Genomic DNA, 15,354 nt, shown 5'->3' with positions numbered 1-15,354 from the left:
TCAGGAAGACATGAAGACATTATTGCGCTTGTTAAAAAGTTTTTGGTTCGTCATCCCGGTCCTGTGGCTGGCGAGCCTGGCCGTGTGCTGGTTCGTGGCGCCGCACGTGAGTGGCTTGCGGGGCTATACGCTGGAAGCGATGGCGATCATCAGTGCGTTCTACCTGCTGATCATTGTGCTGCGTCAGTACAAGCGAATCCGCGCTGAACACAACCTTGAGAACCTGGTGCAGATCGAGGTCGATCGCTCGCTCAAATCCACCGGTGAGTTCCGCGATCAGCAAGTGCTGCGCGAACGCCTCAAGCACGCCATCGCGATGCTGCGTACCGATCGCTCGGCCGGTGGCGGTGGTGCTTCCGCCCTGTCCGACCTGCCGTGGTACCTGGTCATCGGCATGTCCGGTGCCGGCAAAACCTCGCTGCTGACCCGTTCCGGCCTGTCCGCGAGCATCGCCAACAGCGCCAACGACACCCAGAGCGGCACGCAGCATTGCGACTGGTACTTCAGCCCCGAGGCCGTGATGATCGATACGGCCGGTCGGTATCTGCGCGACGACCAGTCCGCCAGCGAGTTCGCCGCCTTCCTGAAGATGCTGAAAAAGCAACGCAGCAAAGCGGCAGTCAATGGCCTGGTGTTAGTGGTGAGCCTGCCGGAGTTGCTGGCGGCCAGCGCTGACGAGCGTAACGCGCTGGCGGCACAGCTGGTGTCGCGCATCGAGGAATACACCGATTGCCTGGACGCCAATCCACCGATCTACCTGATGTTGAGCAAGACCGACCAGTTGCCCGGCTTCAGCCAAGCCTTTGAAGGCCTGGACCTGAATGAACGCCAGCAACCGCTGGGCATGACGTTCGGCTTGTCGGAGATCCGTAACCAGGGCCTGCGCCCGGTGCTGGATGCCAAGCTGGCCAACCTGCACAGCCATATCCGCCGTCACGTCGACGCGCAGATGATTGCGTTGGGCGCGGACGCCAACAGTGCGCTGCTGAACTTCCCGAACTATTTCTCCGAACTGTCTGTGGTGCTGGAGCAATTCCTCCAGCACTTCGCCGACACCCGGCATGCCGGCTCGCCCCTGCTGTTGCGCGGCCTGTATTTCACCAGCGCACTGCAAACCGATCAGCAACTGAGCCAGGTCTATGAAGACGACCTCGCCGAGTCGTTTGCCCTGCAGCCGGAAACCGCCCTGGATAACGACAGCAGCGGCAAGAAGATCAGCGACCGCAGTTACTTCATTACCGATACGTTCCGCCGGGTGATTTTTCCGGACCGCGACCTGACGCTGTACCAGTCGCGCTTCGGCCGGAACAAGTCCCTGAGCCCTGTCGTGTTGGGTGTAGCGCTGCTGGCGGGCTTGGCGTTCATCGGCTGGCAAGCCCTGTCGTTCCAGAACAACCGTCAATGGCTGGCCTCGTTGCGCGATCAGTTGAATGAATTGCAGCAATCCCCGGACCGGGCGCAATTGCTCGCCTCGGGCCAAGGGCTGGAATTGCTCCGCGATCAACTTGCCGTCATCGAAAAGCACCGCGTCAAAGGCGTGCCGCTGCAACTGAGTGCAGGTCTTTATCGGGGTGACGACATTTACCTCGTCGCTCAGAACGCTTATTTGCAGCAACTGCGCACCCAGGCACTGGAGCCGGTCACGCTGCAACTTCAATTGCAGATGCGTGCCTTCAATGAGTTCGCAAAAACCATGGACCCGCAAAACAGCTTTGCGACAGCGCCGGCCAAAGCTGGCAACCCGTCAGCCAAAGCTCGCGTCCAGGGCCTGAAACTGCCGACCCGCTTGAGCGGCGTCCCGCGCAGCACCGGTGAGGTCACCAGCCGTTTGAGCGGCGCAGCCAAAGGCGCCGCGAGCAAGACACGCGGCGATGCAATGACCGCGCTGCGCAACCCGGCCACCGCCAGTGACGCTGCCGATCTGTCGGCGACCACGGGCGGGTTGTCGTTGTCCGAGGAAATGCTGGGCCGACTGGACGAACGCCAGGTTGCATCGATCATCGAGTCCTACAACGCCCTCAAGCTGTATCTGATGCTGACCCAACCCGATGCGCACCCGGAGCCTGAGTTCGTCGGCGCCGCATTGCCGGCGGCCTGGGCCAATACCGCCAGCGAGCAGAATCCTGTCAGCGCTGAAGTCATTCAGGACAACGTGCCGGTCTACGTGCAACTGCTGAAGAATGGTCAGGCGCCGACTTTGCCACGCAACGAGCAACTGATCAGCGAAACCCGTAACAGCTTGAAGTCGTTCATGATCTCCAGCTCCCTGGTAGACCGTGAATACCTGCGCCTGCAACTGGAATCCAGCCGTCAGTTTCCGGCGCTTGGCCTCAGCGACCTGGTGCCCCTGCCAGGGCGTCAACTGCTGTACGGCACCGAAGCCGTGCCGGCGATTTTCACCCGTCAGGGCTGGGAACAATTCGTGAAGCCGGAGCTGATCAAGCTGGTGTCAGGGAACCTGCGCAACGAATCGGACTGGGTACTCGATGGTGAAGGTGGCGATAGCCTGGTGCAAAAAGCCAACTTCATCCGCGAATTCATGACGCGCTACAAGCGTGACTACACCCAAGCCTGGTACGGCTTCATCGATAGCGTGGGCGTGCGGCACTTCACCGACATGGCCAACGCGACCCAGCAACTGTCGCTGCTCAGCGATGTGCAGAACTCGCCGGTGAAAATCCTGCTGGCCGCCGTCAACGACAACACCCAGTGGGATGTGCCGGCGCCGCGAGAAACACAACAAACCGGGATCAAGCGCGATGACGGTTTCTGGGGCAAGGTCACGGGTATTTTCGACGGCCCGGACGCTTCGCCAAATGCGCTGATCTCGCCGCTGCCAGCGGTGGATGACGGCAGCCTGGCCAAGCGTTTCGAGCCGGTGTCCCGGGTTTTCGCCGTGCAGAACGCCGAGGGCGCGGACAGCACCATCATGGATCGCTACCTCGCGGCGCTGCGCAAACTCAAGGTGCGGATGAACAACATCCAGCGCTCGCAGGACGTCGGTAAAAGCAGCAAGCAATTGATCAGCGAGACCCTGGAAGGTCAGCCGAGCGAAGTCACCAGCGTGCGCAACTATGTCGAGACCACCGTCGACACCAGCCAGGGCGGCTTGTCGTCCTCGCTGCAAAGCCTGTTCAGTCTGCCGATCCAGTTCACCTGGGAAACCCTGCGCGACCCGGCCGGCGAACAGATCGCCAAGGCCTGGGCGCAGCAGATCGCCAAGCCCTGGGAACAGGTCATGGCGCACCGCTTCCCGATTGCAGCAGGCAGCCGCAATGAAGCTTCGGTCAAGGATCTGCAGCGTTTCGTCGACCCGGAGTCCGGCTTGCTGCCGAACTTCAAGCGCAACGAAATCGGCAACCTCTCCGGTGGTGAAGGCCTGGGCATGAGCAGCGCGAGCAAATCGACGCCGCTGGTCAATCCGAACATGGTCAACAGCATCGACAAGGCCAGCTCCCTGGGTCAGGTGATCGCCAGCTTGTCGGACCGTGAAAACGGCTTCGAGATCATGCTGGAACCGTCGGCTTACTTCACCGACATCATCTTTACCCTCGATGGTCAGGTGCAGCATTACCGCAACGGCAAGACCAGCTGGAGTCGCTTCTCCTGGCCGGGCACCACCACCGCACCCGGCGCTCGCATGGACGTGGTCACGCTGACCGGCGAACGCATCACTGTGTTCGATTATCCGGGCCGCTGGGGTCTGTTGCGCATGAACGACAGCGCTCGCGTCAGTGACCTAGACGGCATCCAGCAACGTTTCAGCTGGAACACCGCCAGCGGTCAGGTCAGCCTCGCCGTGCGTAACTATGGCGGGGTCAAGCTGACCGACCTGGCCAACGTCAAAGCGTTGAGTTCACTCAATGCTTCCGGCGGGCGGGTCCAGTGAGCATGCTCGCCTTGAATCAGGGACGCAGCCAATGATTGGCTGCTTCGGCAAGGTGCCCGCGAGCCCGGACTTCGTCAGCCTGCACGGCGCATCTGACGACGTCTGCGAGTTCGATGCGTGGTTGCAAGGTGCCTTGGCAGCCTTGCAGCATCGCGAGGATTGGCGAGCGCTGTTCGACGGTTTGCCGCTGTGCTTTTTCTGCTACCGCGCACGCAGTGGCAACTGGTTGCTGGGCGGGTTGATCAGCTCCAGGGACTCCAGCCAGCGGCGCTATCCGTTTTTCATTTTCCAGACGGTAAAAGCCAGTGACGCCGAGCCGTTCGTCAATCCCTTCACCCTGGGCGAACTGTTCAGCGGGCAGATCAAGCCGTTGCTGCACATGGCCGCCCAAGGGGAAAGCACCTCGGTCCTGTTCGAACGCATCAAGGCCTTGCGCCCGTTGCAACTGCAGGACTTCGAATTGTTCCGGCGCGTGCACGCAAAATTCCTCGTGAACTTCAACCTTCGCGACATCGCAACCGCGCTGGAAAGCTCGTATCCGGAGTTCGTCACCAATGCCGTGCTCACCCGTCTGCAAGCCTTGAAACGACCTCTGCAAAACGGCTCGCCGATCGGCATGGCCCTGCCGTTGCCGGCGGAAAGGGGCTTGAAAAATCCCACTGCCGATTTGTGGGTGACCTGGCTGACGCGCATGACACCCGGCAACGCGGTGCCGCAGATCAGTCTGCTGGCCGACGACTTCATGCGCCCCAGGCTGATCTGCTTTGCATCACGCACCACCAGCGACGCCTATCGCGTGCTGACCGGTATCGGTGAGCGCTCGCAAAGCTACGACGTGCTGGCGTCTTTCGACGCGTTTGACGAGCACCACCCGGTACACGCTTTCCCTGAAATCGACCGTCCCCTTGATGACGTCATCGACCGTTTTGTCGATGCCCTGGATTCGAAGTCTGTATGAACAAGATCAAGTATTACTTCTTGCGGTATCAACCCTACATTCTGGGGGTCGCCTTTTTCCTCACGATCTTTGTGGTGTGGGGCATCGGCCGGGCCTTTGACTTCAGCTCGCTGAACAGCCTGCTGACGGGCATCGGTGTGTTCCTGCTGCTCTCGTCGGGCTACGTGCTGTTGATGTATCGCGGGGTGTCCCGGCACCACAACCTCGAAGGCCTGCTGCGCGATGACGCCGACCAGGCCGTGCTCAATGCCAGCCCGGCGGACCGCGAGGAAGTCAGCCTGCTGCGCGAGCGTTTGTTGCAAAGCATCGAGCGCCTGCACAGCAACAAGCCGCGCGGCAGCAATCCCAAGGATGCGTTGTACGCCCTGCCCTGGTACCTGGTGATCGGACAGCCGGCTGCCGGCAAAAGTACGATGCTCTATCAGTCGGGCCTGAACTTCCCTTATGCAGAACGCGAAGGCGCTCGCGTGGCGGGTTTGGGCGGGACACGAAATTGCGACTGGTTTTTCAGTTCCGAGGCCGTCCTGCTGGACACCGCCGGGCGCTACATGAACAACCAGGAAGAAGCCGGTAAATGGCGGGCATTCCTCCAGCTGCTGCGCCAACACCGCCAGCGTCGGCCACTCAATGGCCTGATCGTCACCGTCAGCATCCACGACATCCTGCAAGCGTCCCTTGACGATCAGGAACGCATTGCCAAACGCCTGCGCGAACGCATTCAGGAGACCCATGCGCTGCTGGAAGTGCGGCTGCCGGTGTACCTGGTGTTCACCAAGTGCGACCTGGTACCCGGCTTTGCCCCCTTCTACCGTCAACTGGATGACGTCGCCCGTGGCGAAGTCATGGGCAAGACGTTTGCCCATAAAGGTTATGAGCAGGCCGATTGGGGCCAGCAATTCGGCGTGGCCATGGATGAGCTGGTTGCCTATTGGCAGCAGGTGGCGAGCCAGCAATTGGTGACGCAGGACATCCAGATCACCCGTCAGGATTCAGCGGTGTATCGCTTCCCGCTGGAGCTGGCAGCACTGAAGCCGAGGCTGCAGTTGTTTGTCGACGCCCTGTTGCGCGCCAATCCGTATCAAAAGGCAGAACTGCTGCGCGGCTTCTATTTCACCAGTGCGCTGGACGCCGACCAGCCTGAACTGGGTGGACATGCACGCCAGGTCACCGAGCGCTTCTCGCTGGAAAGTGATCTGGAGACTGTCAGCGGCGATGCGCAACCGCGTCCGCTGTTCATCAACAGCCTGTTCAGAAAAGTCATCATCCCCGATCAGCATCTGGTGGCGCTGTACACCACCAATCATCGCGAACGTCGGCGCAAGGCCGCCTGGATTGGTGGCGCTGGCCTGGTCGCGACGTTGTTGTGCGGCCTGTTGGGCTGGTCCTATGTGAACAATCGCAACACCGTGCAGAGCATCTCCACGGAGCTGGCCCAGGCGGCGACTGCCGACGCCGCGACGACAGGGCAATACACCGCGTGGCAGACCCTGGATCGCATGCGTTTCTGGACCGCTCATTACTACGCGCAACACCACAGTGAAGGCGTGCCGCTGCGCATGCGCCTGGGTCTGTATCAGGGCTACAAAGTCGAGCCGCTGGTGCGCAGTCAGTATTTCGATCGCCTGGAAAGCGTGATGCTCAAGCCTACGGCCGACAACCTGACCCGCTCGTTGTACCTGCTGACCACCCTCAAGGTGTACCAGCGCAACACCAATCAACTGCTGCCCGTGACCGGCATCGACAGCGTCGAACCCAAGGCCCTGCCTGACGACAACCGTGCACAATCCATCGCCGCCTTCGGCAAGACCACGCTGGACACCTACGTCATGCTCTCCCGAGCCCAGCGCGAGAAGGCTGACCCGGCGTTCCTGAAGGCGAAAATCCCGGACTACTGGTACCCGGCGATCGCCCGCCAGACCGGCAAGACCATCGGTGCTTCCAACGGCACTGAAAGCGCCACTCAGGATTACGAATTTGCCAGTCGGCAGATCAACTTCTACAGCGATCAGATCCACGAAGAAGACGTGCCGCGGATTCTCGATAACGCCTTCCTGACGTCCAGCTCGCGTAACTACATCAACAGCCTGCTGACCCAGTCGTTGCGTTCCATTGAAACCATCACGCTTGAGTCGGACACACTGTTCGCCTTTGGCCGTGCCGACTTCCAAAGCCTGAAAACCGCGGGCCAAAGCCAGCTGAGCGCCATCGCCGGCAAGCTGTTGAGCACGCCGGACATTGGCAAGATCATCATCGCCGGCCACGCCGATCAACTGGGGGACCCGCAAATCAACAAGCAGGTTTCCAAACAACGCGCGCAAACCATCAAGACGTACCTGGTGGGCAAAGGCGTTCCCGGTGAGTTGGTCGAAGCGGTCGGTGAAGGCAGCACCAAGCCCTTGGTCAAGTGCGATATGCAGCAATCAAGAGCCCAACTTATCGAGTGCCTGGAACCTAACCGGCGCGTAGAAATCGAAGTGCGGGCAGTCAACTGACACTGCCCCGCTTGCTGAAGAAAAACCGCTGCCCGGGCTGTCTCGATCTGAGGCCCGGTCAACGGCAAGACACCTCTTTTGATTGTTTTCAAAGAGGTTAAAACGAAGGGTTGTGCACTGCTCGCAGGCACACCGTTTAAATGTAGGTAAGGAGAAATTAGAAATGGCATTTGACGCATACATCCAGATCGACGGCATTCCTGGCGAAGTACTGGACGACAAGCACAAGGACTGGATCGAAGTGCTGGGCTACGAGTTCGGCGCAACCCAGGCCACCTCTGCGACAGCAAGTTCTTCGGGCGGTGCTTCTTCGGAACGCGTTGTCTTGAGCAACTTCACCATTCGCAAAGCGGCCGACAAAGCCACTGCCAAGCTGTTCGAAGCGTGCTGCAAAGGCACTCACATCGCCAAGATCCAGCTGAACGTGAACCGTGCCGGTGGCGACAAGGTCACCTACCTGACCTACAACCTGGAAGAAGTGGTGGTGGCTTCGGTCAATACCGTTGCCGGCGGTAGCCAGGGCGGTAAGGACGAAGCGGAAAGCGATCTGCCGATTGAAGAAATCAGCTTCAACTTCGCGCGCATCAAAACCACTTACACCCAACAGAGCCGTGCCGATGGCCAGGGCGGCGGCAACGTCACCGGTGGCTGGGATCGCACAGCCAACAAGGTTTTCGCTTAAGTCTGCAGCAATGGCGGGCCGCGCACGCGGTCCGCGTTAAGCACCGTGCCTGTCCTTCAGGCGCGGTGTTCTTTTATTTTGATCAGAGTTCACTATGTCTGAATTTCTCAACGACCTTTCGCTGGCCGAACTGACAGCGCCCATCAATGAGGGGAGCGGTGAAGACTTGAGCTTTTCCACCTTGTTCGATCAGGTGAAAGAAGCGCGTCGAGCAGACCCCGACTACCTCACCCAGGGCGATTGGCAAACCGACCTCAAATCTTCGGATTGGGATCTGACCATCTCCCTGGCGGCACAAGGTCTGGCTCGACAGAGCAAAGACCTGATGCTCGTTGCCTGGCTCAGCGAGGGCCTGGCGCACAAATACCACTTCGTGGGTATCACCTTCGGCCTGACCCTGGCCGAACGCATTCTTGAAGCTTTCTGGGCGGACCTGTTTCCGTCCCTTGAAGACGGTGTCGATGAACGCGCCGCTCGCCTGGCGTGGATGAAAACGTCCCTGGCCGATGTCGTCGGCGGATTGCCCATCACCCAGGGTCAACTGTTCGGCCTGCTTCGTTATGACGAATCCAGGCATGTCGAAAACCTGGCACTGCAAAACCCTCAGGCCATGCGTGCCGCCATTGATGAAGGCAAGATCAACGCCGAAGTCTTCCAGCGCTCGGTGGTGCTCACCGACTCGGATCATCTGCGCCTGAAGGCCGGCGAGATTGGCGCCAGCCTGAAGGCCTGCCAACAGTTGCAGATCACCGCTGACCGACTCTTCGGCGCCGACGCGCCGAGCTTTGCTTCGCTGTCTGACGTTCTGTCCCGGGCAGGACAACTGGCCGAGAAGCTGCTCAAGGACCGGGGGATCGAACTGCATCCCGCACCTGTCGCTCCCGCTCAGGCCCTCGCGCAAAGCGCTGCCGACCAACCTGCAGGTGTTGCAATGACCCAGATTCAACACGACGTCTCGACCACCCCGCTGCGCACCACCCCGCTGACCCGTGACGAAGCGTTCACCCAGCTCGCGGGCATTGCCCAGTTCTTCAAACAAACCGAACCGCAGAGCCCTGTCCCCTACCTGATCGAACGCGCGATCAAATGGGGCAACATGCCGCTGGAGGGTTGGTTGAATGACGTGATCAAGGACAGCAACGTCGTGGACAGCATCCGCGATGTGCTCGGGACCAAGGAATCGAAGGGCTGACCTGTACTGGAGCAGGCCTCGCGGTGATCCAGGCGGCGCATCCGAAAAGAAAGGGAACTGGCGATGAGCCAGCAAGGTCGTAGTGGCTTCGCCTGGAGAATCGGATGCGCGCCCTGCATTTTCAAATCACTTACCGCTTGAACGACGCCCGACAGGTGTTCGTCCAGCCCGACTCATACATGACCGATGCCGATGCCTGGTATTACGCCTGCCTGCACGCCGGTGTGGGCCTTGTGTATGGGGACGATGATGCGCAGGAGGATTTTGCGGCGCTGCGCCTGCACGCAGAAAAATCCGGGGTAACCCAGGTCAAATGGGAAGCATTGCCGTGAGGGGCCTGCTCGACACTCAAGGTTTCTCCCTATTACCAAGTGGGAGCGCATCCACGAGAAAAGTGGTGGGCCAAATCCCGGGCAAAAAAAATCCCAGGCAGCTGATGGACGCCTGGGACTTAAAAATGCATAAACCGTGGTGGTGAACGCGGGGCGAATATTACTGAATATTTCGTCATGTAACAATATGTTTTGATTAACCATAAAGTTACTAAGGTTTATAAGTCCTTATATATCCACACATTTTTTAAGGATGCCACTACATGAACCAACGATATTCCCGCGCGCTGATTTCCTCCATGAACGCCAAATGATCCTGGCGTTTGTTTTCGCAATACACGTCCACAAATTCCGCACCCAACCCTTCGCGAACGGGCGCATAGCCTTGCATGGCCTGCACCGCTTCAAGCATTTGGGTCGGAAAACCAATGCCGCTGTTGCGATCTTCGTTCAATGGAGTGATCGGTTCCTGGCCTGCTTCCAGCCCTTGTTCCAAGCCAACCAAAATGGCTGCCAACACCAGATAAGGGTTCGCATCAGCACCCGACAAACGGTGTTCAATGCGCAGGTTTTTCAGGTCTGAATCAGGCACTCGCAAACAGGCATCCCGATCTTCAAAGCCCCAACTGGCTCGAGTGGCGGTATTCACCGTGCCGCTCAAACGACGCATGGCGTTGTGATTAGGCGCGAAGATCGGCATGCAGTGAGGCAACACCTCAAGACAGCCGGCAACAGCATGCCGCAGGGGTTGCTGATCATTGGCCGCCAGCAGGTTGTTCCCGGCTTCGTCGTAAAGACTCACGTGCACATGCATGCCGCTGCCGGGGTGCTGCACGTAGGGCTTGGCCATGAAACTGGCGCGGTAATGGTGCTTGAGGGCAACGCCTCGGCTGCTTCGGCAGAACAACGCCGCCCAGTCCGCCGCGCGCAAACCATCGTCCAGGTGACCGAAGTTGATCTCGAACTGCCCCGGCCCCAACTCCGCCGTGATCACCGTGGTCTCGATGCCTTGCTCTCGCGCCGTCTCGACCATGTCGTCCAGCACCGTTGAAAATCGCGACAGCCGCTCGATGTGCATGTTTGGCTGATCATCGGCATCGTCGGTCAGCGGATCACGGGGGAACTGCGGCAGGCCGTCACGCAGTTGACGGTCGAACAGATAGAACTCCAGCTCGAACGCCACCACCGGAAAGATCCCTTTGCGGTTCAGCCGTTGCAGCACCTGCGCCAGCACTTCACGGGGTTCGAACTCGATCGGATTGGCAGTGCCGTCCGAGGTAATCAGCATCTGCCCCAGCGGTTGCTTTTCCCAACTCACCAGTTTCAGTGTTCCAGGCACCAGTCGACGCGCGGCGTCCGGGTCGCCATCGTTGAAACAATAATCGCCGATTTTGAACAGCCCACCCTGGGTGCCCAGCAGCACGCAGTTCTGCGGCAGTTTCAGCACGCTTCCGGCGGCGACTTTTTCGAGCATCTCGATCGGGTAACGCTTGCCGTAAAAATGCCCCGGGATGTCCAGGGCGATCAGGTCAACGTATCGCACATCCGGAAAGCGCTGGCGAAACGCACGCACTTCAGCAACCAGATCAGAGCAGACAGCATCCATCGTAATGTTCCTTGTTGTTATCAGGTGTAAACCCAGAGCACGCGGGTGAGTTGGTCGGTGAGATTGCCGTAACGACAGTGGGTATGACTGGCCAGCTGGAAGCTGTCGCCGGTGCGCAACGTGACCGGTTGATCGTCATCCAGCCACAGCGTCAGCTCGCCTTCGAGGACATAACCGCCCTGCTCCGAGCTGTCGTTCATGTGCCGGTCACCACTGCTGGCACCCGCCTCTAGCCGGCTTTCGAGCATCGAGAAGGACGCACGCATTTTCGGCGAGACGAGGATGTCGGTGATGCCGTCGGCGTAATACAACGTGCGGCGTTCGTCCGGGCGGGTCACCCACGGCAGGGCCATGGGTTTGGGCAGACTGTAGAAATAGGTGGTCGGCACGCCGAGGGTTTCGCTGATGGCGGTCAAGTCGGCCACCGTGGGCCGGGACAAGCCGCGCTCGACCTGAGAGAGGAAGCCGACGGAACGGCCGATTTTGTCCGCCAGGTCCTTGAGCGTGTACTTCTTGTGTTTGCGCAGGTCCTGGATCAGGATCGCCAGCGCCGATATTTCTTCTTGCATGTCCATCTAGATAGCTTCCAGAAATTGTGCGGTTCAGAGGCTGTCGCGCAGGCGATACCAGGCTTTGCCAATGGCTTCCAGGGGAGCGGCCATGTACTTGCCGCCGGGGAAACGGTCATTGACCAGCCCCTGATACAACGCGAGTTCATCCGGTTGACCGAGGATCGCATCGGACACCGCGCGAGCGCCGGCCAGGGTCGGGAGTACGCCGTGCCCGGAGTAACCTTGCAGCCAATACAGATCACCTCGTCGGCCAATGTCCGGCGTGCGCTTGAGGGTGAGGTCGATGTGCCCGCCCCAGGCAAATTCCAGACCGACGCCCTGGAGTTGAGGAAACACGCGTTCCAGATACGGCCGGGTCGCAGCGGCGATGTCCTTGGGCATACCCCCAAGGTAGGTGCAGCCACCGCCGAACAGCAGACGGTTATCCGGCGTACGGCGGAAATAATCGAGCACGAACTGGTTGTCGGTCACGCACACATTGCTCGGTAGCAGCGTGATGGCCAGTTCTTCCGGCAGCGGCTCAGTGGCCACCTGATAAGTACCGACTGGCAAAACACAACTCGATAGCTGAGGATCCAGTTGATCGAGGTAGGCATTGCACGCCAGCACCAGCACATCCGCGCGGATGCGCCCGCGCTCGGTGTCGACGGCAAAGCGTCCGTTTTCTTCGCGATAGCTCGTCGCCTTGCTGAGTTCGTGAATGCGTCCACCGGCACGTTCAATGGCAGCCGCCAGGCCGAGGGCGAGTTTCAGTGGATTGAGGTGCCCGCCTTCTGGATCGAACAGCCCGGCCTGATAACGATCACTGGCCACCCATTGCGGCAACTGCTCCTTGGCAATGAACTGCAATCCATCATGGCCCCACTTGTGGCTGGCCTCGTGTTGCCACTCCGTCAGCAGACTGACCCGTCGCGGCATCACCGACGTCCAGAGGTGGCCGGGGCGATAATCGCAATCGAAATAATGGCGACCCGGCAAATCGCGCAATTCCCTGGCAGCCCAGCGCATACCGTCCCACAAGCGCCGCGCGCGTTCGAGACCCAGCGCGGCTTCCAGGGGCGGCATGTCACAGGACCATCCGAGAATCGCCTGCCCGCCATTGCGTCCAGACGCCGCCCAGGCGACCCGACTGGCTTCCAGCACCGTCACCCGCTTACCAGCCAACGCCAGGCGCAGCGCCGTGTGCAGACCGCTGAAGCCAGCGCCGATGATCAATACTTCGGTGTCGTGCTCGCCTTCCAGAGGGGTGCGATCAATCAGACGGTCAGCGCAGGTGTGGGCGTAGTAACTGTCGACGTGCTGATCGGATTGCTGAAACATGCGGGCCTCATGAAATTTTATTATTTAAATTTCATGAAAAAATACACGGGATATTTCATAACGGCAAGGTGATGTTGAGTATTTTGAACGCGACACGCTCCCGATAGAGGTAATACCGCTTACGTAAACGCAACACTGTTTCCCGTGGCGAGGGAGCTTGCTCCCGCTGGGCTGCGCAGCAGTCCTTGTTTTAGAGGGCCACTTCGCGGCCCAACGGGAGCAAGCTCCCTCGCCACGGGATTTCATTCGCTTAGAAATTTTTAGTAAACAGCGTTAGAGGGAGCGGTACTTCTCAGGCGAACACTCAAGCAATCGGAATCAACGGATCCGCCGCCGCCCATGCACTTTCACGATCCGCCGCCGGTGGGTAGATCCACTGGGTGTTGATCTGGGTTTTCAGCGCCTTGCCTTCCTGCCTGACCAACTTCACCTGGCGATCCCAGCCCTCGGTGTACACCGCGCCCCAGGCACCCAGGTCCAGACAGGTCACGTACTTGGGTTGGCTGTAAGGGGTCGGATCAACGCCGAGGATCTGCGCGGCCACGTTGTGACCGGCATGACGGCCCAACACGATCGCATGCTGGCAGGTCATCATTGCGTGGTTGCCGATGTCATCGGAGGCGGCATAGGCCACGTCACCGGTGGCGAAGATGTCGTCCTGGCCAATGACCTTCAAATGGCTGTCCACATGCAAACGACCCAGCGCGTCGCGCTCACCGGGCACTTGTTCGGTCAGTGAGCTGGCGCGCACGCCGGTGGTCCAGATCACGGTTTTAGCGTCGATTCGCTGGCCGTCGTCCAGGGTCACGCCGTTTTCATCGACGGAAACCACTGACGACTTCAAGCGCCATTCAACGCCCACTTCAGCGCTGGCCTCGGCGATCGAAACGCTGATTCCGGCCCCCATCGACGCGCCGATTTTTTCACCACGATCAACGATGATCACGTCGATGTCGGCAGCGTCGCCGAGGATGGCACGCAGTCGGGCGGGCATTTCGGTTGCGGTTTCAATACCGGTAAAACCACCACCGGCGACCACGACGGTATTGCGCGCTTTGCTCTGCGGCAGGTGCTTCAAGGATTTGAGATGGTTTTCCAGGCGGACGGCTTCTTCGAGCTGGTCGACATCAAACGCATGCTCGACCGCGCCCGCCGTGTTTGGCACTGCGAGACGGCTGCCAGTGGCCAGAACGAGTTTGTCGTAGCTGCAAACCTGCTGGACGCCCGAATCATCGCGGTAACCCACCTGTTTGCTCTGCACATCGATTGTCTCGGCAGCGCCCTTGATGAACTTCACGCCGACCGCATCGAACAGCTCGCCAAGCGGCGCAGCCAGTTGATGTGCATTCGGTTCGTAGAAGCGCGGACGCACGCGCAGCTCGGCCTGCGGGGCCAGCACGGTGACTTCAACGTCGTCATGACCGTGAATATCGAACAGGCGCGTGGCGCTCAAGGCCGTCCACATACCACCGAAACCTGCGCCGATTACCAGAATGTGCTGCTTCATCGTTAACTCCAGGAAAAAACCGCGTGTTGAAATTGTTAAAGGTCTCGCTGGCTGAAGAGCATCGCCAACCGAACAACTACGACTGTATTGATCCGAGTTATTAAACGCAATCGGAATTTTTTGATGGTTGCCATCACCCGTATCGATTGTTCGTTTCGCATATGACTGGCTAGAGCGGGGATTCCCGGTGATTGTTCTGCTCCCGGTCGGCTGCTAATATTGGCGACAACATTAGTCGGAGATCAAAATGTCTCTTTACAGCGCAGGCGTTGAGTACGGCATTCATTGCCTGATTTTTCTGGTAGGCAATCGCGGTGATACCCGTGAGGCGAGCGTGCGCGATCTCGCCGAGCTGCAAGGCGTGCCGTTGGACTATCTGGCGAAAATCTTCACCAAACTGGCCAAGGCACAACTGGTGGTCGCCACTGAAGGCGTACGCGGTGGGTTCAAGCTGGCCCGGCCTTCGGACGAAATCAGTCTGCTCGACATCGTCAACGCCATTGACGGTTGCAAGCTGATTTTCGATTGCCGGGAGATTCGCGGGCGTTGCGCCCTGTTCGAAGGGACTGCGCCCGAGTGGGCCCTTGATGGTCCCTGCTCGGTTCACGGCGCGATGATGAATGCGCAAAAACGCATGGAAGAGGCGTTGTCTCAGCAGACCATTCTTGATCTCGCCAGAAAGGTCGGACGCAAGGCTCCAGCGGAGTTCGGTGAGCAGGTGGACAACTGGATGAATGAACGTCGCGAGAAAAAAAGCAACGTGAACCCGCAAGCCATCCCGGTGAACGACATCACTGACTAAGC

The 15,354-nt window shown here is 59.5% G+C and carries 11 protein-coding genes; 7 read left to right on the top strand and 4 right to left on the bottom strand.

The window, feature by feature from the left end:
* The first annotated feature begins 10 nt into the window (after positions 1-10).
* From ACA063_RS12075 to ACA063_RS12050, 6 genes are all read left to right on the top strand, one after another.
* A complete protein-coding gene (locus tag ACA063_RS12075) occupies positions 11-3,889 on the top strand; it encodes a type VI secretion protein IcmF/TssM N-terminal domain-containing protein (RefSeq protein ID WP_497666045.1) in 3,879 nt (1,292 codons plus the stop codon).
* Positions 3,890-3,920: 31 nt separating this feature from the next.
* The gene (gene tagF, locus ACA063_RS12070; RefSeq protein ID WP_497666044.1) at positions 3,921-4,847 is read left to right on the top strand and encodes a type VI secretion system-associated protein TagF; all 927 of its coding nucleotides are present in this window, start codon (positions 3,921-3,923) and stop codon (positions 4,845-4,847) included.
* Positions 4,844-7,339 carry a type VI secretion system membrane subunit TssM gene (gene tssM, locus ACA063_RS12065; RefSeq protein WP_497666043.1) on the top strand — a complete coding sequence of 832 codons (2,496 nt, stop codon included), beginning with the start codon at positions 4,844-4,846 and terminating at the stop codon, positions 7,337-7,339. Before tagF ends, tssM begins: the two co-directional genes overlap by 4 nt.
* A gap of 163 nt (positions 7,340-7,502) precedes the next feature.
* Positions 7,503-8,021, top strand: coding sequence for an Hcp family type VI secretion system effector (locus ACA063_RS12060; protein ID WP_162439829.1), 519 nt, complete (start codon positions 7,503-7,505; stop codon positions 8,019-8,021).
* Between the two features lie 94 nt (positions 8,022-8,115).
* Positions 8,116-9,213: a type VI secretion system protein TssA gene (tssA, locus tag ACA063_RS12055; protein WP_497666042.1), complete on the top strand. Its 1,098-nt coding sequence runs from the start codon at positions 8,116-8,118 to the stop codon at positions 9,211-9,213.
* A 104-nt stretch (positions 9,214-9,317) separates the two neighbouring features.
* Positions 9,318-9,545 (top strand): DUF6555 family protein, encoded by a 228-nt coding sequence (locus ACA063_RS12050; protein ID WP_162440571.1) that lies wholly within the window; start codon positions 9,318-9,320, stop codon positions 9,543-9,545.
* A gap of 259 nt (positions 9,546-9,804) precedes the next feature.
* On the opposite strand, the gene ACA063_RS12045 is transcribed toward ACA063_RS12050, so the two are convergent.
* The 4 genes from ACA063_RS12045 to ACA063_RS12030 all read right to left on the bottom strand — a co-directional run bounded on the left by ACA063_RS12045 (position 9,805) and on the right by ACA063_RS12030 (position 14,550).
* Entirely contained in the window at positions 9,805-11,151 is a 1,347-nt protein-coding gene (locus ACA063_RS12045; RefSeq protein WP_162440569.1) for a glutamine synthetase family protein, read from the bottom strand.
* A gap of 20 nt (positions 11,152-11,171) precedes the next feature.
* Entirely contained in the window at positions 11,172-11,726 is a 555-nt protein-coding gene (locus ACA063_RS12040; RefSeq protein ID WP_497666041.1) for a helix-turn-helix domain-containing protein, read from the bottom strand.
* 27 nt (positions 11,727-11,753) lie between these two features.
* Positions 11,754-13,043, bottom strand: a complete 1,290-nt coding sequence (locus tag ACA063_RS12035; RefSeq protein WP_497666040.1) for an NAD(P)/FAD-dependent oxidoreductase — start codon at positions 13,041-13,043, stop codon at positions 11,754-11,756.
* A 304-nt stretch (positions 13,044-13,347) separates the two neighbouring features.
* Positions 13,348-14,550, bottom strand: a complete 1,203-nt coding sequence (locus ACA063_RS12030; RefSeq protein WP_497666039.1) for an NAD(P)/FAD-dependent oxidoreductase — start codon at positions 14,548-14,550, stop codon at positions 13,348-13,350.
* A 247-nt stretch (positions 14,551-14,797) separates the two neighbouring features.
* Between ACA063_RS12030 and ACA063_RS12025 the strand changes: the two genes are divergently transcribed.
* The gene (locus ACA063_RS12025) at positions 14,798-15,352 is read left to right on the top strand and encodes an RrF2 family transcriptional regulator (RefSeq protein WP_497666038.1); all 555 of its coding nucleotides are present in this window, start codon (positions 14,798-14,800) and stop codon (positions 15,350-15,352) included.
* Positions 15,353-15,354 lie beyond the last annotated feature (2 nt).

This window comes from Pseudomonas sp. LBUM1643, assembly GCF_059716215.1.
The sequence above is the reverse complement of the archived record's forward strand: the minus strand, read 5'-3'. Positions and strand labels throughout refer to the sequence as shown.

Bases quoted from the DNA above. Each gene is read 5' to 3' on its own strand.
- ACA063_RS12075 (WP_497666045.1), top strand. From the start codon at position 11: ATGAAGACATTATTGCGCTTGTTAAAAAGTTTTTGGTTCGTCATCCCG.
- tagF (WP_497666044.1), top strand. From the start codon at position 3,921: ATGATTGGCTGCTTCGGCAAGGTGCCCGCGAGCCCGGACTTCGTCAGC.
- tssM (WP_497666043.1), top strand. From the start codon at position 4,844: ATGAACAAGATCAAGTATTACTTCTTGCGGTATCAACCCTACATTCTG.
- ACA063_RS12060 (WP_162439829.1), top strand. From the start codon at position 7,503: ATGGCATTTGACGCATACATCCAGATCGACGGCATTCCTGGCGAAGTA.
- tssA (WP_497666042.1), top strand. From the start codon at position 8,116: ATGTCTGAATTTCTCAACGACCTTTCGCTGGCCGAACTGACAGCGCCC.
- ACA063_RS12050 (WP_162440571.1), top strand. From the start codon at position 9,318: ATGCGCGCCCTGCATTTTCAAATCACTTACCGCTTGAACGACGCCCGA.
- ACA063_RS12045 (WP_162440569.1), bottom strand. From the start codon at position 11,151: ATGGATGCTGTCTGCTCTGATCTGGTTGCTGAAGTGCGTGCGTTTCGC.
- ACA063_RS12040 (WP_497666041.1), bottom strand. From the start codon at position 11,726: ATGGACATGCAAGAAGAAATATCGGCGCTGGCGATCCTGATCCAGGAC.
- ACA063_RS12035 (WP_497666040.1), bottom strand. From the start codon at position 13,043: ATGTTTCAGCAATCCGATCAGCACGTCGACAGTTACTACGCCCACACC.
- ACA063_RS12030 (WP_497666039.1), bottom strand. From the start codon at position 14,550: ATGAAGCAGCACATTCTGGTAATCGGCGCAGGTTTCGGTGGTATGTGG.
- ACA063_RS12025 (WP_497666038.1), top strand. From the start codon at position 14,798: ATGTCTCTTTACAGCGCAGGCGTTGAGTACGGCATTCATTGCCTGATT.